Here is a 26,782-nt window from a genome sequence, read left to right on the forward strand (position 1 = left end):
CCTGCCCTCGTCCTCGCCTCGCCCCCTGCCCCGGTCCGGGGTCACCTGTCCCGTCCGAGGTCACCAGCCGGGCGTCCCTTACCTGAACTGGCCGTCCACCAGCCCCAGCAGCCCCCTCAGCTGCTCCCGCTGCTCCCCCGACAGCACCGCGAACAGATCCTCGCCCGCCTCGATGCGCGCGTCGCGGGCCCGATCGGCGGCGGCCTGCCCGTCGAGGGTGAGCACGACCAGCGTGGAGCGGCGGTTGGCGGGATCGACCTCCCTGCGCACCAGCCCCGCCTCCTCCAGCGCGTCCACGACGGGCGTCAGCGAGCGCGGCACGATCCGCAGCTCCTCGGCGAGCTGCACCATCCGGAGCGGCCGGTCGGCGTCGGCCAGGGCCCGCAGCGCCCGCGCCTGGCCGGGATTGAGCTCCAGCGGCACCAGCCTGCGCACATATCCATGCCGCAGCCGCTTGCTGACCAGGTGCAGGAGCTCGGCCAGCTCCTTGTCGGCGACGCCGGTCGCCGCACCCCCAGCAGCGCCCCCAGCAGCGCCCTCTGCAGTGCCCTCTGCCGCACCGTCGATGTGGCCGCCCATACCGTCCTCCATGTCAGTAAGTTTAGCCGGAACAAATATGAGCTAACCTCTGTTTGAGTGGACATCTGTTAAGGAGGCGCCACTTGGAGGACGAACCTCGCGCGCCACTCGGGCGCATCATCAGACTGTTCACCCCCTACCGCGGCCGCCTGACCCTCGTGGCCGTGCTCATCCTGCTGTCGTCGCTGGTCTCGCTGGCCTCGCCGTTCCTGCTGCGCGAGGTGCTGGACGTGGCGATCCCCGCCAGGGACGCCGGGCTGCTCACGATCCTGGCACTCGGCATGATCCTGGTCGCGGTGGCCACCAGCGTGTTCGACGTGCTCCAGACCCTGGTCTCCACCACGATGGGCCAGCGGGTGATGCACGACCTGCGCCTCACGGTCTATGGTCACCTGCAGCGCATGTCGCTGGCGTTCTTCACCCGCACCAAGACCGGCGAGGTGCAGTCGCGCATCGCCAACGACATCGGCGGCATGCAGTCGGTGCTGACCACGACCGCCTCGTCCTTCATCTCCAACCTCACCTCCGTGATCGCCACCGTCGTGGCGATGGCCGCGCTCGACTGGCGCCTGACGGTCATCTCGCTCGTGTCGCTGCCGGTGTTCGTGTGGATCAGCCGCAAGGTCGGCACCGAGCGCAAGCGCATCACCTCCGACCGGCAGCGCAAGCTCGCCACGATCTCCGCGATGGTCCAGGAGTCGCTGTCGATCAGCGGCATCCTGCTGGGCCGCACCATGGGCCGCTCCACCGAGCTGACCGCGCGCTTCGGCAGGGCCTCCGACGAGCTGGCCGACCTCGGCGTGCGCATGAGCATGGCCGGGCGCTGGCGGCAGTCGTCGATCCAGATCGTGATGGCCGCCATGCCCGCGATGATCTACTGGGCGGTCGGCCACACCGGCTCGATCTCGGTCGGGACGCTGGTGGCGTTCACGACCTTGCAGACGAGCCTGTTCAGGCCGGCGGTCTCGCTGCTGCGGCTCGGCGTGGAGGTGCAGGTCTCGCTCGCGCTGTTCGGCCGCATCTTCGAGTATCTGGACCTGCCCGTGGACATCCATCCGGGCAGCCGCACGCTCTCCGCCGTACGCGGCGAGGTCCGTTTCGAGAACGTCGGCTTCTCCTACGCCGAGACGCCCACCCTCACCGGCGTGGACATCACCGTGCCCGCCGGCTCCAGCCTGGCCATCGTGGGCGAGACGGGCTCGGGCAAGACCACGCTCAGCTACCTGCTCCCCCGGCTCTACGACGTGGACGAGGGGCGGGTGACGATCGACGGCCAGGACGTACGGGAGCTGACCTTCGAGACGCTGAGCGACACGGTGGGGGTGGTCTCGCAGGAGACGTACCTCTTCCACGCCTCGATCGCCGACAACCTGCGCTTCGCCAAGCCGTCGGCCACGGACGAGGAGCTGGCGGCGGCGGCGCGGGCCGCGCGCATCCACGACCACATCGCCGCGCTGCCCGACGGATACGACACGCTCGTGGGCGAGCGCGGCTACCGGTTCTCCGGCGGCGAGAAGCAGCGGCTGGCGATCGCCCGTACGCTGCTGCGCGACCCTCCGGTGCTCATCCTCGACGAGGCCACCAGCGCCCTGGACACGCAGACCGAGCGGGCGGTGCAGGAGGCGCTGGACACGCTGGCGCGGGGGCGTACGACGATCACGATCGCGCACCGCCTGTCCACGGTCAGGGACGCCGACCAGATCGTCGTGCTCGACCACGGGAAGGTCGTCGAGCGCGGCACCCACGACGAGCTGATGTCCCGCGCGGGCCACTACGCGGCCCTGGTCAGCCGGGACGAACCGCTCGAACTGGTCTGAGTTCGCGGGCCACCTGACACGCGGGCCACATCGGCCTTACCTGCTTGCCTACGGATGAGCATGGAGCTAACCTATAAATCAAGTTGGAGGTTAGCTCCAGCTCAACCAGCACCAAGGAGGTTTGGACAATGCTGTTGACCTCGATCGACCCCTTCTTCCAGGAGTTCGAGCGCCAGTTCGACCGTCTGGCCCGCCAGACCTTCGGCGGCGGTGGCGCCGCCATGCCGATGGACGGGCTGCGCCGCGACGACGACGTGCTCCTGCGCTTCGACCTGCCCGGCATCGACCCCGACTCCATCGAGGTGACGATCGACCGCGGCGTCCTCAGCGTCAGCGCGCGCCGCGAGGAGGAGATCGGCGACAACGAGCGGCAGTTCGTCCGCGAGCGCCCCATGGGGACCTTCACCCGGCGCGTCTACCTCTCCGAGCACCTCGACAGCGAGCGGATCGACGCGAGCTACGCCAACGGCGTGCTGGCCGTCCGCATCCCGGTGCTGGAGCGGGCGAAGCCACGCAAGGTGGAGATCCAGCGCGACAGCTCCCGCTCGGGCGCCAAGGCCATCAGGGCCTGACCCGCGGTCCGGGGGCGGGCGCCTCCGTCCGCCCCCCGGAGACCGCGAGGAGGTCACCATGCGAGACCTGCCATTCGACGACGAGCACGCCCCTCTCTACTCCCTCGGGCAGGTGGCGGAGATGCTGCAGGTCCAGCAGGCGTACCTGCGCCGGCTCGACCAGCAGGACGTGATCAGCCCGAGCCGGTCGAGCGGCGGCCAGCGGCGCTACTCCCGCCGCGACATCCTCGTCGTCCAGCACGTCACGCGGATGGCCGACGAGGGGATGACGCTCATCGCCATCCGCCGCATCCTCGAGCTCGAGCAGGAGCTCGCCGCCCTGCGCAGGGAGCTCGGCGAGGCCCGCGCCCGGCTGCGCGAGCTGGAGGATCCAGCCGCCCGCCGCCACGGGGTGCAGGGACCGCCCGGGAAGGGGCGGCCCGCGAGGTGACGGCTCGTACCCGCCTCCGCGGGCCCGTACTCTCGTGAACGTGCAGAACACGAGATACGCGCCCGCGGGCATGGTGTGCAGCGTCGACCACCTGGCATCCGCGGCCGGGCTGACGATGCTGGACCGCGGCGGGTCGGCCGCCGACGCGGCCATCGCCGCCAACGCCGTCCTCTCCGTCGTCGCCCCGCATCTGTGCGGCCTGGGCGGCGACCTGTTCGCCCTCGTCCACGACGGTGGCGCGGGCAAGGGCGTGACGGCGCTGAACGCCTCCGGCAGGGCGGGCTCCGGCGCCGACCCCGCCAGGCTGCGCGCGGAGGGCCACGTCCGCATGCCGCACCTGCACGACATCAGGTCCGTGCCGGTGCCGGGCTGCGTGGACGGCTGGCACGCGCTGCACGCCAGGCACGGCCGCCTGACCATGACGGAGCTGCTCAGGCCCGCGATCAGGCTGGCCCGCGACGGGTTCCCCGCCTCGCCGCTCATGGTGCAGGGCGCGCGGACGGCGGCCAAGCGGCCCGGTGGCGGCGACTTCGCCTCCGTACGCGCCGCGGGCGATCGCGTGACCAGGCCCGGCGTGGCCCGCGCGCTCCAGGCGGTGGCCGAGGGCGGCAGGGACGCCTTCTACCTGGGCGAGTTCGGGCGGGGCCTGATCGAGCTCGGGAGCGGCGAATACACCGAGGCCGACCTCGCCAGGCCGGGCGCCGACTGGGCTGAGCCGCTCAGGATGCGCGCGTTCGGCCACGACGTCTGGTCGATGCCGCCCAACTCCCAGGGCTACCTGCTGCTGATGTCGCTCGGCATCGTCGACGGGCTCGACCTGCCCCGCTCCCCGCGTCATCCCGCCTGGGCCCACCTGCTGGCCGAGGCCGCCAGGGTCGCCGGGCACGACCGGCTCGACGTGCTGCACGAGGAGGCCAAGGACCTGCTCGAAGCCGCCGAGATCGCGCGGCGGCGGGCGCTGATCGACCCCGCCGCCCGGCTCCGGCTGCGCGCGCCGGCCCGGCAGGGCGACACGACCTACCTGTGCGCGGTGGACGGCGACGGCATGGGCGTCTCGCTCATCCAGTCGAACGCGTCCGGGTTCGGCAGCATGCTGTTCGAGCCCCGCACCGGGATCAATCTCCACAACCGCGGCATCGGCTTCTCGCTCAAGCCCGGCCATCCCGCCGAATACGGGCCAGGGCGGCGGCCGCCCCACACGCTGACGCCGGCGCTGATCACCCGGCCCGACGGCACCCTGCGCACGGTCGTGGGCACGATGGGCGGCGACGCGCAGCCGCAGATCCTGCTACAGGTGATCACCCGGCTGCTCCGGCACGGGGAGGAGCCGGGTGCGGCGATCGCGGCGCCGCGCTGGCGGCTGGGCACCGGCGGGACCGGGTTCGACACCTGGGACGCGCCCGACGACGCGGTCATCGACCTGGAGGAGGGCTCGACCTGGTCCGACGGCCTGGCGGCGCTGGGGCACCGGGTGGCGGCGCTGCCGTACGGGAGCTCGTTCGGGCACGCGCATCTGATCGACGTACGCGCCGGCGGGATGCTGGCGGGGGCCGCCGATCCGCGGTCCCTGGTGGGATCGGCGATCGGGCTCTGACGCGCCCCTCGGGGAGGTCACGGACGGACAAGGAAGAGCAGGCGCACGCCCTGAGCGCGCCAAGAAGGAGGATTCCGGGCCGATCCCTGGGTAGGGGGCAAATATGACCGAAACACCTCCGAACCGATACGGCATGAGCGACGAGCAGGAGATCGAGGTCGCGGAGTGGACCGATGATCTCGGTTTCACTCATGAGGTCGCCGAGGATGACCCGCAGCACAGGGACACCCTCGACGAGCGACTGCGGCGGGAGGCCCCTGAGCGGCTCCACGAGCCCCGGCCCAAGCACCGGCTGACGCAGCCGGACGAGGGCCTGGAGCCCGACACGGAGGGCGAGGAGATCGGTGTGGACTGGGGCGACGACAGCGACGACCTGTCGGCGGAGGAGCGCGCCGTCCGCATCGACCCCGAGGAGAACCTCACGTAAGGCGCGGCAGGGCCGGCAGCAGCGCGTTCAGGTCGTCGGCGATCAGGTCGGCGGCCCCGGCCTGCGGGCGTTCCGCGTGCAGGTAGCCCCACGGGCCGCGGCGCAGCAGCGCGGTGCGCATGCCGGCCGCGGCGGCGGGCAGCACGTCGTTGTCGAGCCGGTCGCCGACGTAGAGGATCTCGGCGGGCGCACGCCCCGAGACCGCGGCCACCTTGGCGAAGAACCCGGGCTCCGGCTTGGACACGCCCCAGCCCTCGGAGGTGTGCACGGAGTCGGCGGGCAGGTCCATGGCGACCAGCGCGTCGTAGGCCCGTCTCGGCTGGTTGCCGGCGATGATCACCTGGTACCCGGCGGCGCGGAGGGCGGCCAGGGCGTCGCGCACGTCGGGGTAGAGGTCGTCGGCGTCGAAGTGGTTACGCAGGCCGCCGGGGTCGTCGCGCTCCCAGGAGGCCTCTTCCTCGCGCAGGTCGAAACCGGGGCGTACGAGCTCGAAGGCCTCCTGGTGGGACCGGTCCAGCGCGGCCATGCCGCCGAGCGCGCCCATCAGCACGAACCTGCTCACGCCGAGCCGGTCGGCCCAGCGCGACCAGATGCGCGTCTCGTCGATGAGCGTCTCGCCGACGTCGAACACCACGGCCTTGATCATCAATCCCCCTGCACGATTCCGGTACAAAGGTGATTTTTCCACGTGATCGACGTGGGACGATCCGCCCACCGCTCGTGACGGCAGCCCGTCGCGGACGACGACATACTCAGCGTGCCCATTCGAACACGAAGGGATAGATTTCATGGTCGCCATGATGCAAAAAGAGCACGACACGGAATCGACTTGCATGAGCGGTCCCCCATCACCGCAAACCGCTCGCGAGCTGTTCGATGCCCTACTCCCCCTCCCCGGTTTCCGGGCCGAGGTCATCGAAGGGAACCTGATTGTGAGTCCGCTCGGCACTCCAGAGCACACCTGGATGGCGGTAGACCTGTACAACGCCCTCCTCCCACTCTGCCAGGATCGGGGCGCCCGGAGGCCTGACCATCGGCATTGAAGGCCCTCGGGACGCTCTCGTGCCCGACTACGTCCTGACGCCTCCCGACTGTCCGCGCTGGGGAAGGGAGAGCTGCTGTCGTCCGGTCTCCTCATGGTTGCCGAAGTGGTGTCACGTAGCAGCGTCCGCATCGACCGCGAGGACAAGCGGCGCCTTTACGCGCTGGGCCGAGTGCCGCTCTACCTGCTGATCGATCCGCTCGCCGAGAGTCCGAGCTTGAGCGTGTTCAGCGAGATCAAGGACGAGGCATATCAGGTGATGACCACCGAGTGCATCGGCACGCCGATCAAGCTGCCCGCCCCGGTCGACTTCGAGCTCCACACCTCCATCTTCAAGGTGTGACCGCACCCCGCACAAGATCGGCCGGGTGCCAGGAGGACTGCCTGTCCGTCACCCCGAACGGCTGCGCGGGACGGGCGTCCGTCACGCCGACGATCTTGTCACGCGGGTCGTCACGGGCGTTGTCGCCCTCTCGACGTCCCGCTGACGAACAGGCCCTGGTGCCGCCCGTCCGAAGCTCTCCCGGGACACCACGCGATCAGCACACGTGGACGCCTCGGTTCGGCCGCCATCCCCCTATCGGACGGTGATGCTCTGGGACAGCAAGGAACTGCCGCCGGAAGGCTCACGACCAGCGCTGTACTTGCCGCCGTTACAGGTTTCGAGGTTGACGCCTTGGGAGGCGCTCCCGTCGAGACAGTAACCGCTCTTCACGTGCACGGCGTGGCGACGGCCATGGTGAGCGCGGCTGCTGCCACGGCTGCGGTTTGGATAATGGCACGGGGACCCATCGTTCTCCTCGGGTGTCACGCACCTCGTCAAGGTGTGAGCTTCTCCATCGCCTTCGCGATCCGCTTCTCCGACACCGGCGTCGGCGTCCCCAGGGTCTGGGCAAAGAAGCTCACCCGCAGCTCCTCGATCATCCACCGGATCTCCACCACGTCCGGGTCCCCCCGCCGCGCCGGATGCAGCTTCTGCAGCACGTCGTGATAGTCGTCCTCGACCTTGTGCACCCGGTCCATCCACTCCTCGTCCCGCCACGGCTCCTCGGGGAGCTTGCTGAGGCGGCGGTCGATTGCCCGGAGATATCGCAAGATGTCGGACAGGCGCCGGTAGCCGGTGGCCGTGACGAAGCCCGGGTAGATGAGCTTGCCGAGCTGGTCGCGGACGTCGTCCGTCGAGGCGCCGGCGCGCAGCGCGTCCAGGCGGGCCCCCGCCTCGTGCCAGACGACCAGGATCTGCTCCACCTTCGCCAGCACGTCCGCCGACCTGTCGTAGAGGCCGGTCCGCACGTGCTGGTAGAGGCGGTCGAAGCCGACCGGGTCCCAGGCCGGGCCGCCGACGTCCTGCATGAGCTGGTCCACCGACGCGTTGACCACGTCGTCGAACAACGCCACCGCCCCGCCGTGCGGGCTGCGTGACAGCGCCAGCTTGGCCTGGTTGGACAGGCCGCCGAGCAGGGACTTGGCCGGGTTGGTGACGTTGAGCAGCAGCAGGCGGCGCACGCCAGGCCAGTGGGAGCGGCGCTGCTCGGCCTGCGTTTCGAAGATCTTGATGGAGACGGAGTCACCCGCGTCCACGAGCGCCGGATAGCCCTTCATCCGGCCCTGCTCGAAGACCTTGGGCAGGGTCCCGAAGCTCCACGTGTGCAGGCCGGTCTGCTCCAGGTCGTCGCCCGCCTGGGACAGCGTCTGGCGCAGGCGCGGCGCCAGGCGGCGCTTGAGCGCGTCGAGGTCTTTGTCCTCGGCCACCGTCCGCTTGCGCTCGTCGATCACCCGGTAGGTGATGCGCAGGTGGTCGGGCACCTGGTCGAGCTGCCAGGCGTCATGCGGCACGCGTACGCCGGTCAGGCGCAGCAGCTCCCGCTCCACGGCCGCCAGCAGCGGCTCGCCGCCCTGCTGGACCGCCGCGAGGACCTGCTTGGCGTAGTTGGGGGCGGGGACGAAGTTGCGGCGCAGGTGCTTCGGCAGCGACCTGATCAGCGCGGTGATCAGCTCCTCGCGCAGGCCGGGGATCTGCCAGTCGAAGCCGTCGGAGTTGACCTGGTTGAGCACCTGGAGCGGCACGTGCACGGTCACGCCGTCGGCGTCCGCGCCGGGCTCGAACTGGTAGGTCAGTTTCATCCGCTGGCCGAGCTGCCGCCAGGCGTCGGGGTAGTCGTGGGCGCTGACGTCGGCGCCCTCGTTGACCAGCATCTCCGGCGAGAACGCGAGCAGCTCCGGCTGCTCCTGCCTGGCCTGCTTCCACCACGAGTCGAAGTGCCGGGCCGAGACCACGTCGGCGGGCACCCGCCGGTCGTAGAAGTCGAACAGGGCCTCGTCGTCCACCATGATGTCGCGGCGGCGGGCCCGGTTTTCCAGCTCCTCGACCTCTTCGAGGAGCCGGCGGTTGTCCTTCAGGAAGCGGTGGTGGGTGTCCCAGTCGCCCTCGACCAGCGCGTGCCTGATGAACAGCTCCCGCGACAGGTCGGGGTCGATCCGGCCGTAGTTGACCTTGCGGCCGACGACGAGCGGCACGCCGTAGAGGGTGACCTTCTCCAACGCGATCACCGCGCCCTGGTTCTTCTCCCAGTGCGGCTCGGAGTAGGTGCGTTTGACCAGGTGCTGGGCGAGGGGCTCGACCCAGTCGGGCTCGATCTTGGCGTTGACCCGCGCCCACAGGCGGGAGGTCTCGACGAGCTCGGCTGACATGACCCACTGCGGCTGCTTCTTGGCCAGCGTCGAGCCGGGGAAGACGGCGAAGCGGGCGTTGCGGGCGCCGATGTACTCCTGGATCGGCCTGCGGCCGTCGGAGCCGCGCTTCTCCACGACGTCCTTCACGCCGATGTGCGACAGGAGCCCGACGAGCAGGGACACGTGCACGTGGTACGGCTGCGCGGGCTGGCTGTTGGGCTGCGCCCCGAGCGACTGGCGGAGCTGGCTGTAGATGTCCTGCCACTCGCGGACGCGCAGGTAGTTGAGGAACTCGGCCTTGCACAGCCGCCTGAACGCGCTGGAGGACAGCTCCTTCTGCTTGTCGCGCAGGTAGTTCCAGACGTTGAGGTAGGCCATGAAGTCGGACTCGGGATCGGCGAAGCGCCGGTGCTTGTCGTCGGCCTGCTGCTGCTTGTCGGATGGACGTTCGCGCGGGTCCTGGATGGACAGGGCGGAGGCGATCACCATGACCTCGCGCAGGCAGCCGTTCTTCTCGGCCTCCAGCACCATGCGGCCCAGGCGCGGGTCGACCGGGAGGCCGGCCAGCTTGCGGCCGATGCCGGTCAGCCTGCTCTGGGCGTCGAACGCGCCCAGCTCGTGCAGCAGGCTCACGCCGTCCTTCACCTGGCGGCGGTCCGGCGGCTCGACGAACGGGAACGCCTCGATGTCGCCCAGCCCGATCGAGGTCATCTGCAGGATGACCGAGGCCAGGTTGGTCCGCAGGATCTCCGGGTCGGTGAACTCGGGCCGGTTGAGGAAGTCCTCTTCCTCGTAGAGCCTGATGCAGATGCCGTCGGAGGTGCGGCCCGAGCGGCCCTTGCGCTGGTTGGCGCTGGCCTGCGAGATGGGCTCGATCGGCAGGCGCTGCACCTTGGTGCGGTGGCTGTAGCGGGAGATGCGCGCGAACCCGGGATCGACGACGTATTTGATGCCGGGAACCGTGAGCGAGGTCTCGGCCACGTTGGTGGCCAGGACGACGCGGCGGCCGGTGTGACGCTGGAAGACGCGGTGCTGCTCGGCGGCGCTCAGCCGGGCGTAGAGAGGCAGGATCTCGGTGTTGCGGAACTCGGCCTTGGCCAGGGCGTCGGCGGCGTCGCGGATCTCCCGCTCGCCCGACAGGAACACCAGGATGTCGCCGGGCCCCTCGCCGATCAGCTCCCTGCAGGCGTCCACGATGCCCTGCGTCTGGTCGTCGTCCTCCTCCAGCGGCCGGTAGCGGACCTCGACCGGGTAGGTGCGGCCGGAGACCTCGACGATCGGCGCGTCGTCGAAGTGGCGCGAGAACCGCTCGGGGTCGATCGTGGCGCTGGTGATGATGACCTTGAGGTCGGGGCGCTTGGGCAGGAGCTGTTTGAGGTAGCCGAGGATGAAGTCGATGTTGAGGCTGCGCTCGTGGGCCTCGTCGATGATCAGGGTGTCGTACTGGTCGAGCATGCGGTCGTTCTGCAGCTCGGCCAGCAGGATGCCGTCGGTCATCAGCTTGACCAGGGTGCGCTCGCCGGCCTGGTCGGTGAAGCGCACTTTGTAGCCGACCACCTGGCCGAGGTCGGTGCCGAGCTCCTCGGCGATGCGCTCGGCGACCGTGCGGGCGGCGATGCGGCGGGGCTGGGTGTGGCCGATCAGCCCGCGTACGCCGCGCCCCAGCTCCAGGCAGATCTTGGGGATCTGGGTGGTCTTGCCGGAGCCCGTCTCGCCCGCGACGATCACGACCTGGTGGTCGCGGATGGCCGCGAGGATGTCGTCCTTACGCTGGGAGACGGGCAGGTTTTCCGGATATTTCACCTCTGGTACGGCTTCGCGGCGGCGGGCCAGCCGCTGCTCGGCACGCTCCACGTCGGCGAGGATCTCCGCGACGATCTTGTCGCGGGCGTCGCGCGAGCGCACCCGGCGCATGCCGTCGAGCCTGCGGCGCAGGCGCCGCTGGTCGCGTGGCATGAGGTCGGGCAGGCGAGACTGGAGCTCGGCGAGCGGAGAAGACAACGAAGGCGTTCCCATACTGCTTTCAGGATATTTGAGCCCCGCGGCCTCGGAGCCAACGGCCCATGGTGCCTGATCGCGCCGCTCGCGCGCATCCCAATATCCCCGGCCCCGGCGCAGGGCCGGGGCGGCCGGGTCACCGGGGCCGTACAGCGTCATAAGGGACGCCCAGGACAGGCAGAGACGCCGGAGACGGGCGGGGGCGTCAGGCGCGGGTGGCGGCGGCGCAGGCGGCCCCGATGATGCCGGCCTCGTTCTGCAGGCCGGCCGGCACCACCGGCGTGTCGATGTGGACGTGCGGCAGGAACTTGTCGGCCTTCTTGCTCACGCCCCCGCCCACCACGATCAGCGCCGGCGAGAACAGCATCTCGACGTGGCGCAGGTATTCCTCCACGTGCCCCGCCCACTTGTCCCAGCTCAGCTCGTGCTCCTCGCGAGCCCGCGCCGAGGCCCGGTGCTCGGCGTCCTTGCCCCGGATCTGCAGGTGCCCCAGCTCGGTGTTGGGCACCAGCTTCCCGTCCACGAACAGAGCGCTGCCGATTCCCGTGCCGAACGTCAGGATGAGCACCGTCCCCTTCCGGTCCCGGCCGTGCCCGAAGGTCATTTCGGCCGTCCCCGCCGCGTCGGCGTCGTTCAGGACCGTCGCCCCGCCGAACAGCTTGACCGCGTTCACCCCGACCCAGGAGTGGTGCACGTTCGCGGCCGTCATCACCACCCCGTCCACCACGACGCCGGGAAAGGTCACCCCGACCGGACCGTTCCAGCCGAAGTGCCGCACGATGGCGGCCACCACCTCGGCCACCTCATCGGGTTTGGACGGCTGCGGCGTCTCGATCCGCAGGCGTTCCTCTGTCAGCTCGCCGATCTTGGTGTCGACGGGGGCTCCCTTGATCCCGGAGCCGCCGATATCGATGCCCAACACTTTCATGATTCTGCTTCTCCCCCACAGGGCGCGAAAAAACTCCCTCGCCGATATTTCCGGACCCAACTGAACCCGCTCCACGCCCTCCGCGTATCTCGCGTCACAAGCGCTAACTAGGAGGCAACGGATGCGGCCACGCATCATCACACTCTGCGCTGTTGCGGTCGTTTTGGGAGCGACTCTCACCACTCCCGCACACGCCACCACCAGGACTCGTTTCGACGTCATCAACCTTGTGTCGGACATCAAGGGCAAAGCCCCGGTCACCGACCCCAAGGTCGTCAACCCGTGGGGCCTGGCCATGGGCAAGACTCTGTGGGTGTCGAACACCGGAACCGGCAGTGCCACCGTCTACTCCGGCACGGGAAAGAAGGAGCAGACCGAAGTGGCCATCCCGGGCGGAGCCCCGACAGGCCAGGTGTTCAACCCCGGCGATGGCTTCACCGTCAAGGGCAAGCCCGCCACGTTCATCTTCTCCAGCCCGAGCGGCGCCATCAGCGGCTGGAACGCCGAGGCTGATCCGGCCAACGCGATCATCGCGGCGTTCACCCGCGGCGCTGACTACAAGGGACTCGAGCTGGTCGAGACGGACGACGGAGCCTTCCTGCTGGCCGCCGACTTCGCCAGCGGGCGCATCCACGCCTTCGACGAGGACTTCCAGCGCATCAGGCTGGCTCGCTGGCAGTTCAGGGACACGGCCATCCCCTCGACGTACAAGGCCTACAACGTCGCCGTCGCCAACGGCAACATCTGGGTCGCCTACGCCCTGCGCGACCAGTCCACCGGCAAGCCCGTCTTCGGCGCCGGCAAGGGCTTCGTGAGCCGGTTCAACGCCGAGGGGCGGCTCACCGGCCGCATCTCCAGGGTCGGGCTCAACGCCCCCTGGGGCCTGACCGCCGCGCCCAAGGGCTGGGGCCAGTACGCGGGCGCGCTGCTGGTCGGCAACTTCGGCGACGGCACCGTGCACGCCTACAAGCGCGGCCGTCACCTGGGCTCGCTGCGCTCGGCCGACGGCCGGCCGATCGTGCTGCCCGGCCTCTGGGACCTCGAGCCCGGCACCGCGGCCACCGGCGGCGAGAGCTCCCTGTGGTTCTCCGCCGGCATCGACGGCACCAAGCACGGCCTGATCGGCGTGATCGCCCCGCAAGGAACGAAGGTGAGCTCGGCCGGCACCCCGGCACCGTCGAGCAGCCCGACGGATCACTCCGGCCACAAGACGAGCGCCCCTACCCAGCCCTCCCAGAATCCCTACGGCGGGTACTGACCAGGCGCTCTCGCGCCGCCGCCCCCCGCCAAGGCGAGAAGCGCAGCTCGCCGAGCACGGCCGGGGGCGGCGGTCCTATGACGTTTCCGGCGCGGCCGGCGCGAGCCGCGCCGGAAACGACCCCCTGATCCGGTACGCGTGATCGGTCCCCGTCTACAGTCGGGATCGTGAGTGAACGAGGCTTCAGCGAGTGGCTCAGGCAGCAGTGCGAGCCCGAGTGGACAGCGGTGGTGACCCACCCCTTCGCCATGGCGATCACGACGGGCTCGGCGGGCGACGAGGAGATGCGGCGCTACCTGGAGCAGGACTTCCAGTTCGTGGACTCCTTCACGGCCCTGCTCGGGGCGGCCGTGGCCAGGGCCGACACGTTCGAGGCGCGGGTCCCGTACGGGAAGTTCCTCGGCCAGGTGGCGACCACCGAGGAGAAGACGTACTTCCACCGGGCGCTGGCCGAGCTGGGCGGGCGGACCGACGCCGAGCCCGAGCCGGTGACGGCGGCCTTCAAGCAGCTCATGGCCGAGGTGCGGGTGGCTCAGGACTACGTGCTGATCGTCGCCGTGCTCTGCGTGGCCGAGTGGTGCTACCTGGGCTGGGCCTCGCGGGCCGAGGAGCCGCTGCCGGAGAGCTTCGTCCACCGGGAGTGGATCGAGCTGCACGAGGGCGCGGAGTTCCGCGCCTGGGTGGCCTTCCTGCGCGGCGAGCTCGACCGGCTGGGCGCCGGGCTTGACGAGGAGCGGCGGGAGGAGGTCCTCCAGGTGTTCCGCCTGGCGGTGGAGCTGGAGCGGGACTTCTTCGACATGGCCCGCGCCCCGGCCTGAGTCACCCGAGCACCGCCGCCAGGTCGCCGAACGTACGGAAGTGCAGCCCCGTCATGCCGAGCGCCCTGGCGGCCTCCACGTTCGGCAGCCGGTCGTCGATGAACAGGCAGCGCTCGGCGGCGACCCCGGCCCGCTCGGCGGCGATCTCGTAGATCCTTCTGTCGGGCTTGGCCACGCCGACCCTGGCGCTGCTGACCACGTCGTCGGCGAAGTAGGTGAGCCCCAGCTCGTCCATGTGGCGCTCCAGCGTGTCCATCGCGTTGGTCACGATGATCACGGGGACGTGCTGCTGCGCCTTGGCCAGCAGCGCCCTGACTTCCTCGTCCACCCAGAACCGCACCCGCAGGAACTCGTCCACGGCCGCGCGCGCCCGCTCGTCGCCGCCCAGCGCGGCGGTGATCGACTCGGCCCACTGCTCCTCGGTGACCAGTCCAAGCGTCGGCGGCATGATCAGCTCGGGGTCGAAGGCCGTCTTCATCAGCGGCAGGCCGTAGCGGGCCTCGATGTCGGCCTGGGCGGCGTGGTCGAACTGGCGCAGCACGCCGTCGAAGTCTGAGAGAACCGCGTCAAAGGGGATCACAGCTCCCCATTGTGCCGGGTGAGCCCGCCGTCGTCGCCGCCGCCGGATTTTCCCGCCCCGCCCCAGGTACGGGGGCGACCGGCGGCACTACCATCTCCGAGACAGGATTCGGTATCGGAACGGTAGGGCATGGAAGATCACCAGCTGCCACGCGAGCTGTGCCAGCTGTTCGCCGACGGCGGCAGGGGGCGCCGGCTGCCTGCGGGGCTGCCACCTGGCGACGTGGTCTGGCCCGATCCGGGCTACACGCGGCAGGGCGAGGCGGCCAGGCCGGCGTTCTGGATGAGCGACGAGCCGGCGGCCGGCGAGGACTGGGCGCGGCTGCGCTCCTGGCACCCCCACAGCGGCCTGTGGCCGGTGCTGCTGGACGAATCGGCGCAACCCTGGGCCATCGGCCAGATCGTGCCGGACGATCCCCGCCAGATCGACCACTTCACCGCCGAGGGGTTCATGACCGAGGTGTGGCAGGAGTGGGTGTCGCAGATGCCGCCGGACGCGCTGGAGGAGCTGGAGCCGTACGGCGCCCTCTGCCCGGGCCCGGCACCGCCCGGGGTGCTGAAGGCCGAGCCTGAGGCGGTCGCCGACTGGCTGGCGGGCGAGCTGGCCGCCAAGGCCATGCCGCTCGGCCTGGTCGCCGCCTCACGGAGCGCGGACGCGCTGGCGGTCATGGGCTGGCAGGGCGCGCTGCACCACAACGACTGGATGGTGCCCATGGCGGCGGTGGTGCGCAGCTGGGAGGACCGGTTCGGGGCGCGGGTGGTGAGCGTCGGGTTCAACACGCTGGACCTGAGCGTGGCCGGGCCGCCGGTCGATCCCGAGCACGCGCTGCACGTGGCCGCCGAGCACTGGGCCTTCTGCCCGGACAACGTCGTCCAGGGTCCCGGCGACCTGCAGAGCTACGCCGAGCAGATCATGGGCGTGCACGCGTGGTCGTTCTGGTGGGACTGAGCCCGGCGGGGCTGAGCCCCCAGCAGGACTGGGCCCGGCAGGGCTGGGCCCGGCGGGACTGGGCCCGGCGGGACTGGGCCCGGCGGGACTGGGCCCGGCGGCGGCATGCTTGCGGCCGCCCAGGGCCCGGCCAGGCGGATCGGCCGAGCCCTTGATCGCGACCGGGGCGCGCGGGGTTTCACGGGATGCGCGCCACGGCGCCATAGCTGCCCGACGAGCTCGGCTGCTCGAAGCAGGCGAGCTCGTGACCGTCGGGCCGCCATTCCGGGACCCACACCAGCCCCGGCTCCACCAGCACCAGACCGTCGAGCAACGCCTTGACCTCCTCCCAGGTGCGAATCGCGTGCCCGGGGAGCGTCATCGCCACCAGGTCGTGAATGGCGGACAGCAGCTCCGGCGGGATCCCGTCGAACGTGGTCTGCAGCAGGGACAGGTAGCTCCGTTCAGGCACCACCTGCCGGATCCGCTTGATCACGTAGTGGAAGTACTCGTCGTCGTTCAGGCTGTGGGTCGACAGCAGCAGCACGGCCATGGGCCGGTCCCAGTCGAGGAACGTCTGCACGACCCGGTCGTCGAGGACGTCGTCGATCTCGCGTATGTCGCCCTCTACGACACGTACGAGGTCGGTGACGGGCTCGATCGTGGCCCTCGCTCCGGCCAGCACCATCGGGTCGCTCTCCACGTACACGACGCGGGGCGCGGAGGCGCGCAGGGCGTCCCTGGCCACGTCGTGCAACTGCCGGCCCGCCGGCAGGCCGCTGGGGACTCCGCTCCCGACGATCACGAACTGGTCCACACCCTCGGTCGCCAGGTGACGGACGACGCGGCACAAATAGTGGAGCACGGCCCGCGCGGCGGTCGTCGTGACGGGAGCTGCCTGATCGTAGCGGCGCACGACTTCTCGGTCCGCCACGAAATTGTTCTTTCCACCCGCAGCCGCATCGAGAATGCGGGTGATCCTCGCTTGGGTCATGTCCAGCTTCGCCAAGTTTCGGATGGCACGCTGACGCATTGAGTGTTGCCCCTTTCCCCTCGCCCACTATCTCGGGAAAAGCTGATCCTTACGGACCCCACTCGATGACCCAGAACATATGATCCTCGCTACACCGAGGAAGACAACCGGAAAACCCATTAGTTTTCGGTATATGTGAGTAACCTCGGCTATGCGTAATGATCTTCCATCCAGGAAACAGATCATTTTCCGAGCGAACGCGAAATCCTTTCGCGATGGAAATTCAACACCTCGAACGTCTCGTCGCGCGTGGTGGTCGTCACCGACAGCTTCGTGAACGCCTGGTGGTACGCCTCCACCGCCGCGGTGTCGGTGATCAGCTCCTCCGACTCGATGCCGTGGGCGCACGCGATGTCGGGCTCGAACGCCTCGGCGAAGCGCCAGAGCGTGAACGGGCCGGTGCGCGGCACGTAGGCGGGGTCGTCCATCGGCACGACGTGCAGCGAGACGTTGGGCCGCTTGGCGTGGTCGATCAGCATGTCGAGCTGGCGGAGCTGGACGTGCTGCCCGACGATCGAGCGCAGCAGGACGCTCTCGTCGATCACCGCCCACACCACGATCCCGCCGTCGCGCGCCAGGGCCTCCTGGCGGGCCATCACCAGGGCCAGCGCCTCCTCGACGGTCTGCTGCCCGAGGGTCGCGGGCCCGGCCACCGCGATGGCGGCCCTGGCGTATTCCTCGGTCTGCAGCAGCGGCGGCACGAACTGGGTGTGATACGTACGGATCACCGTGGCGCGCTGTTCGAGCGCGTAGGCGGTGGCCAGCCAGACCGGCACCGAGTGCGCGTCGTACCAGGCGGCCTCGCGCTCGCCCCTGGCCAGCGACAGCACGTATTCGCGGATGGGCGGGACGGCGACGCCGTAGACGGTGAGCAGGCGCTCGACGGTGATGGGCGCGGGGGCGAGCCGGCCCTCCTCGATGGCGGGGATCGCGGCGGCCCCCCTGCCGATGGCCGTCTCGACCTGCTCCACGGAGAACTGGGCGGCCAGCCGCAGGCCGTGCAGCCGCTTGCCGAGCGCCCGGCGCTGCGGCCCGCTCAGCGGCGCGGCCGCGTCGGGGATGTCGGAGGTGGGCTCGGGCTCCTCGGGCAGGCCCTCGGCCTTGCGGGCGAGCTCGACCACGCCGCGCAGCACGGCCAGCGAGCTCTCCGACAGCCCTGAGGCGGACAGGCCGATGGTGGCGGCCCGCAGTTGCAGATCCTCCACGGCGCCCGACTCCAGATGGTCGTCGCCGACCAGCCAGCCCACGCTCACCTGCAGGCAGGAGGCCAGGGCTCTGAGCACCTGGAGCGTCGGGTTGGTCTGCTTGCCCGTGCGCAACTGGCTGACGTAGGCACGGGTGATGGGGATGCCCGCCTCCGTCAGCGTGGAGGCGACCTGCGCGCCGGTGAAACCGCGCTTGGTCAGCGCGAGATCGAGCCGCTCGGCGAAGTTCGCCACGGCACACCTCCCTACCGCCCGTGAACTTTTCCAGCGTAAGGGACTCGGGCCCCACTGTCCCCTGCCATGCGGGCAAGCTCTGCCACGCAGGCAGGTATCAACTTATGCGGAAACTGTCAGTTGACATAGCCCTAGCCGTCAGCGGACTATCAGAGCGTGTGGTAACTGAGACTTAACAGTCGAGGGGTTCAGGAGAGTTCTCCGACGAGGAGGTGGCCGGACGTGACCATGGATTCCGCGGACATCAGTTCCCGGTTCCTCGAAGATCCGGCGTACCACGGGCAGGAGCAGGTGGTCCAGCGCGTCTGCGCGCGGGTGGCGGGGCCGGTGGCGGGTGCCGGCGTACACGTCGCCGGCCTGCCACTCGGCGGTCTCCAGGTATGGCTGGACGACCCCGGTCACCGCTGGCGGTTCTACCACCGGATGGCGCGCGAGCTGCGGCTGGCCGGGTGGCACACGGAGACGGGGCCTGATCGGCTGCTGTTGCTCGGGTGGAGTGCGGTCTGCCTGAGCCACCGCGCCAGGATGCTGAGCGCGGCCCTGACGGGCCGGCTGGCCGACTTCGACAAGACGGCGTTCACGGCCGTCATGCTCTCCACCCGGCTGTGTCACGAGGGGTTCCCGATCGAGGAGCTCCCCGCCGAGGTGGAGGCTCGCTGTGGCGACGCGCTGCGCTGGCCCGCCCGGCTGGCCGATCTCGACGGGCTGGAGCGCAGATCGTCTCTGGAGCCGCTGCGGCTCAGGCTGGCCCAGGTGGCCGGGCTGGAGGCCAAGGTGAGCCGTCGATGTGGCGAGCATCTCTCGCTCGCCTCGAAAGTCGCTCGTACGGTGGCCGGTGGTGCGGGACCGGTCTCCACGGGCGCGGACCCATCCCGTACGGGCCAGTCCCGTGCGGACAAGTCACGGGCGGTGCCGTCGCGTACGGCGGGACCGCGGGCAGGGCTGACGGAGCGCATGGTCTGCGTCAGCGTCCCCAACAACGTGACCACGAGCACGCGGACGACATGATGACACCCAGACTCCTCTCCGGGCGCCTGGCGATCCCGCCAGGCGGGCCGAGCGTGCTCACGCCCGGCCCGGCCCTCCACTGCCTGGGCGCGGCGACGGTCATCACGACCGCGCCCCGGCAGGCTCTGCGGAGGGAGCGGCCTGGTCAGGGCTCTGGTCGGAAAACGGTCGCCGCGAAGATGTTCCCCGTCTCGCGCACGCTCTGCGGCGTGCGCGCGGGCGGTGGGACGCTGGTGCTGCAGTCAAAGGACGGGTGGTCACCGGCCGGGCCCGGCCGGCGCGACCCGTTCGACCCCTGCGCAGGATTGACGGCAGCGCCGACGCTGCTGGCCCCGGCGCTTCCCCATCCCCCCGGCACCGTTCGGCACGTGCCGACATCCGTCGGCCCGGTGCTGTTGGCCTGCACGGTAGCGGCTGGCGTGCTGGCCATCTCAAGGGGTAGCGTCTGGGGTCGGCTTCCTCCACGTCCGCTGGATCATGCGGACACGTACGCCTCCGCGGCCGGTCACCGTACCGGCCGCCATGGGGCGAACCACGTGCAGCCGGCCTTTTCGCCGACCGCCGTTCTGCTCGCCGCCACGGCGCTGGTGCGGGTCGCCGGGGCGTCGGGACGTGAGACCGGCCATCGATCTGCGGCCATCGATCTCCACGCGCGGCGGAAGAGGGGCCGGCGACGCTTCGCCGGCCCCTCGCCGGGCCGCGCCCCCAGCTCCGGCAGCTTCCCGCGTCAGGCCGGGAAGGCGCCGGCGCGCCGCAACACGCCCGTTCTGTTCACCCATGGAGTCACCAACCCGCGATGACCAGGAGCGTGCCCATGCTCACCGACGATCTGCTCCGGTACCGACCACACGAAGTCCACGCGCGCGGCCAGAGGCCCGGCACGCCGCCGCCGTCCTGGGGCGAGGACCAGGACGACGTCCCGCCGCCGGCAGAGCCCGCGCGGACCGTGCACAGGATGCGCCGCATCCGGCGGGTGTCCGTGCAGGCCAGTCCCGAGATCGACCAGGCGCCGCGGCACCGCGCGTCCTGACCACGCCTTCTCTCCCAGGAGGGGAACCCCAATGCGCACCGTCCTCGCACCCGCACGTAACGGGGGTGTGCCATGAGCCGCGGCAGGGTGGGCGTGATCGTCGCGCCCGCGAACCCGTCGGCGGAGCCCGAGCTGACCCGTCTGCTCGGCTCACGCGCCGACATGCACGTCACCCGCTTCCCCGTACGGCCGGGACCGCTGGCCGGACGGCTGGAGAGTTACAACGAGGCGCTGCCCGACCTGGTCTGGGCGTTCGACGGCCTGCCGCTGAACGCGATGGTCATGGCCTGCAGCGAGCCCCGCTACCTGATCGGCCCCGACGAGGATCGCGGCCAGTGCGCCGACCTGACCACCGCGACCGGGGTGCCGTTCGCCTCCGCCACGCTGGCCACCCGCGAGGCGATGGAACAGAACGGGGTGAACGACATCGTCCTGGTCTCGCCCTACGAGCCCTGGCTGACCGAGCTGGCCGAGCGGTTCTGGAAGAGCGCGGGCCTGAACGTCACCCAGGTGGTGCAGGTACGCGCCAAGGACGGCTACTCCTCCTACGCGGTCACCCCGTCCGAGCTGATCACCCAGGTCGAGCTGGCCGAGCTGCCGGCCGACGCGGTGCTGCTGTTCACCGGCACCGGCATGGCCACCCTTCCCGTGCTCGGCCCGCTGAGCACCGGCAACGACCGCGTCCTGCTGACCTCGAACCTGTGCACCGCCTGGTGGGCGCTGTCCCGGGCCACGGGCCGGCACCTGACACTCAGCCGCGTGCCCTACCGCCGCTACATGAGGGCCCCGAGGGGGGCGCACGTGGGAGGTGCGGCATGAACGGCGTCATCGTCGTCGGAGCCGGACCCGCCGGTCTGACCGCGGCGCTGTCGCTGGCCAGGGCGGGCATCCCGGTCACCGTGCTGGAGCGCGAGAACGAGCTCAGCAGGCTGCCCAGGGCCTGTACCTTCCACCCGGCCACGCTCGACCTGCTCGACGACCTCGGCGTGGCCTCCAGGCTCGTCGCCAAGGGCCGCGTCGTCGATCGGGTGCAGTGGCGCGACAGGTCGGGCATCGTGCTGGCCGAGATGGGCATGGACCGGCTGGACGGCCTGACCAAGCATCCGTTCCGGATCCACGCCGACCAGGCTTCGCTCACCCCGCTGCTGCTGGCCGCCCTCAGCGCCTACCCGGACGTGGACGTGCGGTTCGGCACGCACGTGGACGGCGTGGCGGAAGGCGGCACAGGGATCCGGGTCCGCGTCGGCCACACCTGGACGCGGGCCCGGTACATGATCGCCGCCGACGGCGCGCACAGCACGGTACGGGGCTCGCTCGGCCTGCCGTTCCCCAGGTCCGCCTATCCGACGCAGGCGCTGCGGGTCTTCAGCGACTCGCCGCTCGACCGCCTGCTGCCGAGCCTGGCGCCGCTCACGTACGTACGGGACGTGCAGCAGTCGTGCACCCTGCTCGCGCTGCCCGACCACTGGCGGATCATCTTCAAGATCCCCTGCGACTCGCACGAGCCGCTGTCCACGTCGAACCTGTCCCTGCTGGTCCGCAGGGCGCTGCCCGGGGCCCGCGAGCCCATCCACGTGACGGGGGCCGACCGGTTCGGCCTGTCCAGAGGGGTGCTGACCTCGTACCGGTGCGGGCGGGTGCTGTTCGTGGGCGACGCGGCGCACCTGACCTCGACGGTCGGCGGGCTCAACATGAACGCGGGCATCCACGACGCCGTCGAGGTCGGCCAGGTGATCGCCGCCGTGATCGGCGGCTTCGCCCCGCCGGCCGCGCTGGAGGCGTGGGCCTGGCGGCGGCGCTCGGTGCTGCTGCAGCGGGTGATCCCGCGCGGCGAGACGCGGCTGGTGGGCGTGCGCGAGCGCGACAGCGCCAGGCTCGCGGCGGCCATGGCCGGGCTGCGGGCCATCGCGGGCGACCCGGACGCGACCCGGGCCTACCTGGCCCAGGCCTCGCTGCTGGACACCGTGCCGGGGAAGACCTGACATGCCGCCGTGAGGAGCGTGTCCCGCGTACCGACCCGGAGCCGCGTACTGACTGGAGGAGGTGTGACGCCGGATGTGGCGAACCCTGTCTGATGACGCTCGCCAAGCCATTCGCGACCTGTGTGACAAGCACGGAGCCCGCCTCTACGACTACTGCCGCACCGAGCTCGCCGCCGGCGAGGCCGAGCAGGCGGTCGCCGGCACGGTGCTGACGGCGTACATGTACGCGGAGCGGGTGCATGATCCCGCCCTGCGGCGGTCCTGGCTGTACGCGGTGGCCCGCGCGCATCGCGCGGTCGCCGCCAAGCCCGCGAGCATCGGCTCCTGGTCGCGCCCCGGGCGCATGTCGGAGCTGCTGCCCGAGGCGCTGCTGTCCCTGGACCGCCCGCAGCGCGAGCTGCTCGACCTGTCCGTACGCCACGGCCTGGCGGACGCGGAGCTGGCCGCGGTCTTCGAGCTGGACCTGGCCGAGGTGCACGCCATCGTCGCCGAGGCGGCCGCCGGCCTGGAGGAGTGGTTCGCCGCGATCATCGCCGCGCGCAACCCCGACGGCTGCCCCGATCTGACGGCCCGCGTGGCGGAATGGGTCACGGCTCCCGGTAGGCGGGCCAGGGCCAGGATCGGCCGGCACATCCAGTCCTGCGCGAGCTGCCAGGCCGCGCCCAGGACCGTGTCGGCGGCCGCGCTGCTGCGCCGCCTGCCGATCGCGACACTGCCCGGAACACTTCCCAACCGGCTGGCGTCGGCGCAGCCGCTGCCTGGAGACGGGCCCGTCTGGCGAGCAGACGGCTTCCCCGTGCAGGCGCGCACTCTGGTGGAGCAGGGCTCGGCGCCCGCGCCCCAGGACGCCGACGCCACGCCGTCCGCCCCGGTCGCCGGCCCCACGACGGCGACCGCGGGAAAGCCCTGGTCGGCGGCGGGCGCGGCTGCCGCCGACCAGGAGCCCCCGCCGGCTCCGGCCGTGCGCGGGCGGCACCCGTTCACCCCGCCCAGCCGCACGCGGGCCTTCCGCGGCGCGAGCCCCGCCCAGTACGGCGACAAGCTCGTCTACAGCGCCGTCGTCAAGGGCTCCAGCAACGGCTCGCACAGCAACGGGGCGATCATCCGCTACGGCGGGATCACGCTGGGCGCCGACACCTACGGCCTGGACCAGCTCCAGGGCGACGGCGCTCAGTGGCAGCAGTTCTGGCGGGACCGGCCGGAGGACGACGACCCCGAGGCCGGGGCGCCGATCAGGGCGGTGGCCAGGCTCGGGCTGATCGTGGGTGTGGGACTGCTGGTGGCGGGCCTGGTTTGGGCCGTCATGAACGCCCGCCAGCACCCGGCCGCGCTCACCAAGGCCGCGTCGGAGACGAGCGTGCTGCTGGAGGAGCCCTCACGCTGGGTGGCCGCGGCCACCACCGCCGCGGGATCGAACCTGACGAGCGTGGCCAGGAAGGCCGAGCTGCCCAGACCGGCGGCCCCGGTGGCCCGGCTGGCGCCGTCGGCGCTGTGGCTGGGCTCGGCGCGTACCGGGTCGTTCTCGCTGGCGTGCACGGGACGCTGCCAGATCACCTCAGCCACCGGCACGGACGGCATCGCCGTGTCCGGCACGACGGTCAAGGTGCGCGTGCCCGTCTCCCGGCCCGGCTGCGCCGCCCGGCCGAGCGTGCAGCGGGGCAAGGTCACCGTACGGTGGGCGGGCCGGGCCACCGGCGACGGCACCCGGACCGGCGGCGTCACCGCCGGGAAGGGCACGCTGACGCTGAACGTGGCCTGGACGGTCGCCACGGACAGGGGCACGCGGATGCTGGACGCGCGGCGCGGCGTCTACTGGAGCAACTGCGAGTGAGGGGCCTTGGGCTCGGACGAGCCCAAGGCCGCGAACGGTCAGAAGAACTGGAACTCGGGCTCGGGCTGCGGCAGGTCGAGCCGCTCAGGCCCGCGGAACCCGGCCGTGTCCTTGGGCACGTCCGCCAGCGGCGTCCCCAGCACGAACGGCACGACGACGCTGCTCCTCGCCAGATCGACGGTCACGGTCGCGCCGGTGCCCTCCTCCGAGGTGTACGTGGCGTCGGTGCCGGCGATCACGAGGCCGATCCGGTGGCCCTTCTGGAACGTGTAGTCCTGCGGCAGCGTCAGCCACTTGACCGTGCCGTACGTCCCCGGGGGCAGCGGCGTGCTCTGGCTGAGCGAGCCGCGGTTCTGCACGTCGATCCAGCCGCGGGCGACGATCTCCAGCGGGCGGGTGGCCACGTTCGTGACGACCTTCCGGTAGCAGGCGTCGTCGGCCGCGGTGCTCTCGCCGTGGCAGTCCTCCTCGGTCAGGGTGGTGATGCCCTGGCCGCGCCGCCAGTCGACGCGGGTGCTCTCGCCGAAGTCGACGAGCAGGGCGGTCAGGTTGGCGGTGGGCCGGTCCAGCTTGACCCGCAGGTCGGCGGTGGGCGTGCCGGACAGCCGCAGGTTCAGCGGGAGCGCGCCCGTGGTGAACGCCACCCGTCCGGGGTTGGCCGTGCCGACGTCCGCCACCATGTCGGTCTCGCTCAGGGCGAGGTCGGTGAAGGAGGCGGTGCTGTTCCTGGCGGCGGGCTTGAGCCCGAGGCTGCCGTCGGCCGCGGGGCGCAGCGACGCCTTGAGCGCGAACGGCGCGGGCCAGTCGCGCTGGGTGATCCACCGCGCCGGGCCGATCTCGACGTCCGCACGGGGCTCCTGGGTGATCCCGTTGCGCACGCCGTGCAGCCAGTGGTCGAACCAGCGGTGCAGGGTGTCCACCCACAGGTCCCTGCGGCCCTCGAAGTCGAACGGGTCCACGTGCTGGGTCTGGCCGACCCAGATCTTGCGCGGCACGTTCCGGTCGGCCAGGGCCTTCCACCAGGTGGAGAAGTTGTCGGGCTTGACGTTGAGGTCGTTGACCGTGTGGATGACGAAGACGCTGGCCTTGACCTTGGAGACGTCGCCGAGCAGGCCGCCGATGTAGTCGCGTTCGGCCCAGAACGGGTTGTAGTTGCCCGTGTCGTCGCCGTCCTCGGCGTCCATCCTGTCGCGTACGGGCTGGCACTTGGGCTCGGGGTCGGTGTCGACGTAGTTCGCCAGCCAGGAGGCGTAGTCGTAGTTGTAGATCACGCCGTTGGAGCGCTGGTACTTGTACCAGGAGCTGATGGCCGAGATCGGGACGATCGTCTTGAGGCCCTCGACCCCGGTGGCGGCGACCGCGTTGGCGAGCGTGCCGTCGTACGACTTGCCGATCATGGCGGACTTGCCGGTGGTCCAGTCGGCCACGGCGGGGGTGCCGTCGGGCTTGACGGCCTTGGCGCGGCCGTTCAGCCAGTCGATGACGGCTTTGCCGCCGAGGACGTCCGCCTTGCCGCCGATGTCGGGGCAGCCTTCTGACCTGGTGGTGCCGAGCATGTCGACGTTGAGGACGGCGTAGCCGCGCGGGACGAAGTAGTTGTCGTAGAACAGCGGGAATTTCGCGACATTTCCGGCGGCGTCGTATATTTTCCGTTCCGACTCGTTGCCGCGGCCCGAGTTGTCGTAATACGGACTCTCATCGATGATCACTGGCACCTTGAGCCCCGGGCCGGACTCCTTGGGCCTGATGATGTCCACGCGTACCTTGTCGAGCCTGCCGTCCAGGTCGCTGTCGACGGTGGACTCGACGTACACGTGCTCGCGGATCGCCTCCGCGTACGAGAAGACCGGCTGCGTACGGCCGTTCTCAACGGTGATGGCCGGCCCGGCCGAGGCTTGGGCCGGGGTCGCGATCGCCAGGGTGAGGGCGATGGCGACGAGGGTCGGGCGTAATTGTGGCACGCGTGACCTCCGTGCAGTCGACGGAACAAACCGCAATCTCTCAGACGGCCTGGGAGCTGGCAAGATCCAGGGCATGGATGTTCACGAGAGAGTTCGGGGCTGCCTGCTGGGCGGGGCGGTCGGGGACGCGCTGGGGGCGCCGATCGAGTTCCAGTCGTTGCGGGAGATCCGCCGGGATCACGGCCTGGACGGCATCTCCGGATATGTCACGAATTGGCGAGGTAAATCGGCGCTGATCACGGACGACACCCAGATGACCCTCTTCACGGTCGAGGGTCTCCTCCGCGCCCGCGCCGCCGGCCTGCTCGACGTCCCCGGCAGCGGTGCCGTCACGGCGGTGCGGGAGGCGTACCTGCGCTGGCTGGACACGCAGGACCACCACGAGCCCCCGCCCGCCGACCGCCCCCACCGCACGGGTGCGCTGCGGGAGGAGGGCTGGCTGTACTCCAGGAGGGCGCCGGGCAACGCCTGCCTGTCGGGGCTGCACCGGCACTTCCCCGGCCCGTCCCCGCTGGGCGAGCCCGGGCCGGTGAACCCGGACTCGAAGGGGTGCGGCACGGTCATGCGCTCGGCCCCGTTCGGCCTGGTCACGACGGAGGCCCGGGAGGCGTTCGAGCTGGCCGCGGCGTGCGCGCAGATCACCCACGGGCACCCGACCGGCTACCTGGCGGCGGGCGCGTTCGCGGCGATCGTCGCGCGCCTGATGGCCGGCGAGACGCTGGCCACCGCCGTCCACCAGGCCCTGAGCCTGCTGGCCGGCTACCCGGCGCACGAGGAGACCACGGCGGCCCTGCGCGCGGCGCTGGCCCTCGCGGCGGGCGGCGAGCACACGCCGGAGGGGGTGGAGTCGCTGGG

General features: G+C 70.9%; 23 protein-coding genes. 15 read left to right on the plus strand and 8 right to left on the minus strand.

Going from position 1 to position 26,782, the window contains the following annotated elements; all coding sequences use genetic code 11:
• Nucleotides 1-78 precede the first annotated feature (78 nt).
• Nucleotides 79-591 (minus strand): MarR family winged helix-turn-helix transcriptional regulator, encoded by a 513-nt coding sequence (locus tag ETD85_RS38940; RefSeq protein ID WP_240779711.1) that lies wholly within the window; start codon nt 589-591, stop codon nt 79-81.
• Nucleotides 592-662: 71 nt separating this feature from the next.
• Between ETD85_RS38940 and ETD85_RS38945 the strand changes: the two genes are divergently transcribed.
• The 5 genes from ETD85_RS38945 to ETD85_RS38965 all read left to right on the plus strand — a co-directional run bounded on the left by ETD85_RS38945 (nt 663) and on the right by ETD85_RS38965 (nt 5,419).
• Nucleotides 663-2,396 (plus strand): ABC transporter ATP-binding protein, encoded by a 1,734-nt coding sequence (locus ETD85_RS38945; RefSeq protein WP_240779712.1) that lies wholly within the window; start codon nt 663-665, stop codon nt 2,394-2,396.
• A gap of 128 nt (nt 2,397-2,524) precedes the next feature.
• Nucleotides 2,525-2,968, plus strand: coding sequence for an Hsp20/alpha crystallin family protein (locus ETD85_RS38950; RefSeq protein ID WP_138694841.1), 444 nt, complete (start codon nt 2,525-2,527; stop codon nt 2,966-2,968).
• A 58-nt stretch (nt 2,969-3,026) separates the two neighbouring features.
• Nucleotides 3,027-3,398: a MerR family transcriptional regulator gene (locus ETD85_RS38955; protein ID WP_138694842.1), complete on the plus strand. Its 372-nt coding sequence runs from the start codon at nt 3,027-3,029 to the stop codon at nt 3,396-3,398.
• A gap of 40 nt (nt 3,399-3,438) precedes the next feature.
• Nucleotides 3,439-4,992 carry a gamma-glutamyltransferase family protein gene (locus ETD85_RS38960; protein ID WP_138694843.1) on the plus strand — a complete coding sequence of 518 codons (1,554 nt, stop codon included), beginning with the start codon at nt 3,439-3,441 and terminating at the stop codon, nt 4,990-4,992.
• Nucleotides 4,993-5,095: 103 nt separating this feature from the next.
• A complete protein-coding gene (locus tag ETD85_RS38965) occupies nt 5,096-5,419 on the plus strand; it encodes a DUF5709 domain-containing protein (protein ID WP_240779713.1) in 324 nt (107 codons plus the stop codon).
• On the opposite strand, the gene ETD85_RS38970 is transcribed toward ETD85_RS38965, so the two are convergent.
• Nucleotides 5,412-6,065: an HAD family hydrolase gene (locus ETD85_RS38970; protein WP_138694844.1), complete on the minus strand. Its 654-nt coding sequence runs from the start codon at nt 6,063-6,065 to the stop codon at nt 5,412-5,414. The genes ETD85_RS38965 and ETD85_RS38970 overlap by 8 nt on opposite strands.
• Before the next feature lie 490 nt (nt 6,066-6,555).
• Between ETD85_RS38970 and ETD85_RS38975 the strand changes: the two genes are divergently transcribed.
• Nucleotides 6,556-6,804: a Uma2 family endonuclease gene (locus ETD85_RS38975; RefSeq protein WP_138694845.1), complete on the plus strand. Its 249-nt coding sequence runs from the start codon at nt 6,556-6,558 to the stop codon at nt 6,802-6,804.
• Nucleotides 6,805-7,280: 476 nt separating this feature from the next.
• Here the strand turns inward: ETD85_RS38975 and hrpA are convergent, their stop codons facing one another.
• Both hrpA and ppgK read right to left on the minus strand, forming a co-directional pair.
• Nucleotides 7,281-11,150 (minus strand): ATP-dependent RNA helicase HrpA, encoded by a 3,870-nt coding sequence (gene hrpA / locus ETD85_RS38980; protein ID WP_138694846.1) that lies wholly within the window; start codon nt 11,148-11,150, stop codon nt 7,281-7,283.
• A 187-nt stretch (nt 11,151-11,337) separates the two neighbouring features.
• Nucleotides 11,338-12,060 carry a polyphosphate--glucose phosphotransferase gene (gene ppgK, locus ETD85_RS38985; protein WP_138694847.1) on the minus strand — a complete coding sequence of 241 codons (723 nt, stop codon included), beginning with the start codon at nt 12,058-12,060 and terminating at the stop codon, nt 11,338-11,340.
• 229 nt (nt 12,061-12,289) lie between these two features.
• On the opposite strand from ppgK, the gene ETD85_RS38990 reads away from it, so the two are divergent.
• Both ETD85_RS38990 and ETD85_RS38995 read left to right on the plus strand, forming a co-directional pair.
• The gene (locus ETD85_RS38990; RefSeq protein ID WP_170247078.1) at nt 12,290-13,318 is read left to right on the plus strand and encodes a TIGR03118 family protein; all 1,029 of its coding nucleotides are present in this window, start codon (nt 12,290-12,292) and stop codon (nt 13,316-13,318) included.
• 167 nt (nt 13,319-13,485) lie between these two features.
• Nucleotides 13,486-14,136, plus strand: coding sequence for a TenA family protein (locus tag ETD85_RS38995; RefSeq protein ID WP_138694849.1), 651 nt, complete (start codon nt 13,486-13,488; stop codon nt 14,134-14,136).
• A gap of 1 nt (nt 14,137) precedes the next feature.
• Here the strand turns inward: ETD85_RS38995 and ETD85_RS39000 are convergent, their stop codons facing one another.
• Complete coding sequence (locus tag ETD85_RS39000; protein ID WP_138694850.1) at nt 14,138-14,716, minus strand: HAD family hydrolase; 579 nt, start codon at nt 14,714-14,716, stop codon at nt 14,138-14,140.
• Nucleotides 14,717-14,845: 129 nt separating this feature from the next.
• Between ETD85_RS39000 and ETD85_RS39005 the strand changes: the two genes are divergently transcribed.
• Entirely contained in the window at nt 14,846-15,664 is an 819-nt protein-coding gene (locus tag ETD85_RS39005) for a DUF4253 domain-containing protein (RefSeq protein WP_138694851.1), read from the plus strand.
• A gap of 178 nt (nt 15,665-15,842) precedes the next feature.
• Here the strand turns inward: ETD85_RS39005 and ETD85_RS39010 are convergent, their stop codons facing one another.
• Both ETD85_RS39010 and ETD85_RS39015 read right to left on the minus strand, forming a co-directional pair.
• A complete protein-coding gene (locus ETD85_RS39010; protein WP_338087212.1) occupies nt 15,843-16,676 on the minus strand; it encodes an SAM-dependent methyltransferase in 834 nt (277 codons plus the stop codon).
• A 182-nt stretch (nt 16,677-16,858) separates the two neighbouring features.
• A complete protein-coding gene (locus ETD85_RS39015) occupies nt 16,859-18,115 on the minus strand; it encodes a helix-turn-helix domain-containing protein (RefSeq protein WP_138694852.1) in 1,257 nt (418 codons plus the stop codon).
• 222 nt (nt 18,116-18,337) lie between these two features.
• Here ETD85_RS39015 and ETD85_RS39020 point away from each other — a divergent pair, with 222 nt between their 5' ends.
• The 5 genes from ETD85_RS39020 (at nt 18,338) to ETD85_RS39030 (ending at nt 23,966) form a co-directional block, all read left to right on the plus strand.
• Nucleotides 18,338-19,123, plus strand: coding sequence for a hypothetical protein (locus tag ETD85_RS39020; RefSeq protein ID WP_138694853.1), 786 nt, complete (start codon nt 18,338-18,340; stop codon nt 19,121-19,123).
• An 814-nt stretch (nt 19,124-19,937) separates the two neighbouring features.
• A complete protein-coding gene (locus ETD85_RS63580; protein WP_170247079.1) occupies nt 19,938-20,153 on the plus strand; it encodes a hypothetical protein in 216 nt (71 codons plus the stop codon).
• A gap of 72 nt (nt 20,154-20,225) precedes the next feature.
• Entirely contained in the window at nt 20,226-20,972 is a 747-nt protein-coding gene (locus ETD85_RS63585) for a maleate cis-trans isomerase family protein (RefSeq protein ID WP_170247080.1), read from the plus strand.
• Nucleotides 20,969-22,135: an FAD-dependent oxidoreductase gene (locus tag ETD85_RS63590; protein ID WP_170247081.1), complete on the plus strand. Its 1,167-nt coding sequence runs from the start codon at nt 20,969-20,971 to the stop codon at nt 22,133-22,135. Before ETD85_RS63585 ends, ETD85_RS63590 begins: the two co-directional genes overlap by 4 nt.
• 73 nt (nt 22,136-22,208) lie before the next feature.
• Nucleotides 22,209-23,966 (plus strand): hypothetical protein, encoded by a 1,758-nt coding sequence (locus ETD85_RS39030; RefSeq protein WP_138694854.1) that lies wholly within the window; start codon nt 22,209-22,211, stop codon nt 23,964-23,966.
• Between the two features lie 38 nt (nt 23,967-24,004).
• Here ETD85_RS39030 and ETD85_RS39035 read toward each other — a convergent pair whose 3' ends face one another.
• On the minus strand, nt 24,005-25,927 hold the full coding sequence (locus tag ETD85_RS39035; protein WP_138694855.1) for a Xaa-Pro dipeptidyl-peptidase: 1,923 nt from the start codon (nt 25,925-25,927) through the stop codon (nt 24,005-24,007).
• A 73-nt stretch (nt 25,928-26,000) separates the two neighbouring features.
• Between ETD85_RS39035 and ETD85_RS39040 the strand changes: the two genes are divergently transcribed.
• The coding region (locus tag ETD85_RS39040; protein ID WP_138694856.1) for an ADP-ribosylglycohydrolase family protein at nt 26,001-26,782 on the plus strand (782 nt) is incomplete at its 3' end.

The organism is Nonomuraea zeae (assembly GCF_005889725.1).
Lineage (GTDB): Bacteria > Actinomycetota > Actinomycetes > Streptosporangiales > Streptosporangiaceae > Nonomuraea > Nonomuraea zeae.

Excerpts from the sequence above, each read along its gene's own strand:
- ETD85_RS63590 (WP_170247081.1), top strand. The coding sequence starts at position 20,969 with ATGAACGGCGTCATCGTCGTCGGAGCCGGACCCGCCGGTCTGACCGCG.
- ETD85_RS63585 (WP_170247080.1), top strand. The coding sequence starts at position 20,226 with ATGAGCCGCGGCAGGGTGGGCGTGATCGTCGCGCCCGCGAACCCGTCG.
- ETD85_RS38965 (WP_240779713.1), top strand. The coding sequence starts at position 5,096 with ATGACCGAAACACCTCCGAACCGATACGGCATGAGCGACGAGCAGGAG.
- ppgK (WP_138694847.1), bottom strand. The coding sequence starts at position 12,060 with ATGAAAGTGTTGGGCATCGATATCGGCGGCTCCGGGATCAAGGGAGCC.
- ETD85_RS63580 (WP_170247079.1), top strand. The coding sequence starts at position 19,938 with ATGCTCACCGACGATCTGCTCCGGTACCGACCACACGAAGTCCACGCG.
- hrpA (WP_138694846.1), bottom strand. The coding sequence starts at position 11,150 with ATGGGAACGCCTTCGTTGTCTTCTCCGCTCGCCGAGCTCCAGTCTCGC.
- ETD85_RS38975 (WP_138694845.1), top strand. The coding sequence starts at position 6,556 with ATGGTTGCCGAAGTGGTGTCACGTAGCAGCGTCCGCATCGACCGCGAG.
- ETD85_RS39005 (WP_138694851.1), top strand. The coding sequence starts at position 14,846 with ATGGAAGATCACCAGCTGCCACGCGAGCTGTGCCAGCTGTTCGCCGAC.
- ETD85_RS38970 (WP_138694844.1), bottom strand. The coding sequence starts at position 6,065 with ATGATCAAGGCCGTGGTGTTCGACGTCGGCGAGACGCTCATCGACGAG.
- ETD85_RS38950 (WP_138694841.1), top strand. The coding sequence starts at position 2,525 with ATGCTGTTGACCTCGATCGACCCCTTCTTCCAGGAGTTCGAGCGCCAG.
- ETD85_RS38940 (WP_240779711.1), bottom strand. The coding sequence starts at position 591 with ATGGAGGACGGTATGGGCGGCCACATCGACGGTGCGGCAGAGGGCACT.
- ETD85_RS38955 (WP_138694842.1), top strand. The coding sequence starts at position 3,027 with ATGCGAGACCTGCCATTCGACGACGAGCACGCCCCTCTCTACTCCCTC.
- ETD85_RS39010 (WP_338087212.1), bottom strand. The coding sequence starts at position 16,676 with ATGCGTCAGCGTGCCATCCGAAACTTGGCGAAGCTGGACATGACCCAA.
- ETD85_RS39030 (WP_138694854.1), top strand. The coding sequence starts at position 22,209 with ATGTGGCGAACCCTGTCTGATGACGCTCGCCAAGCCATTCGCGACCTG.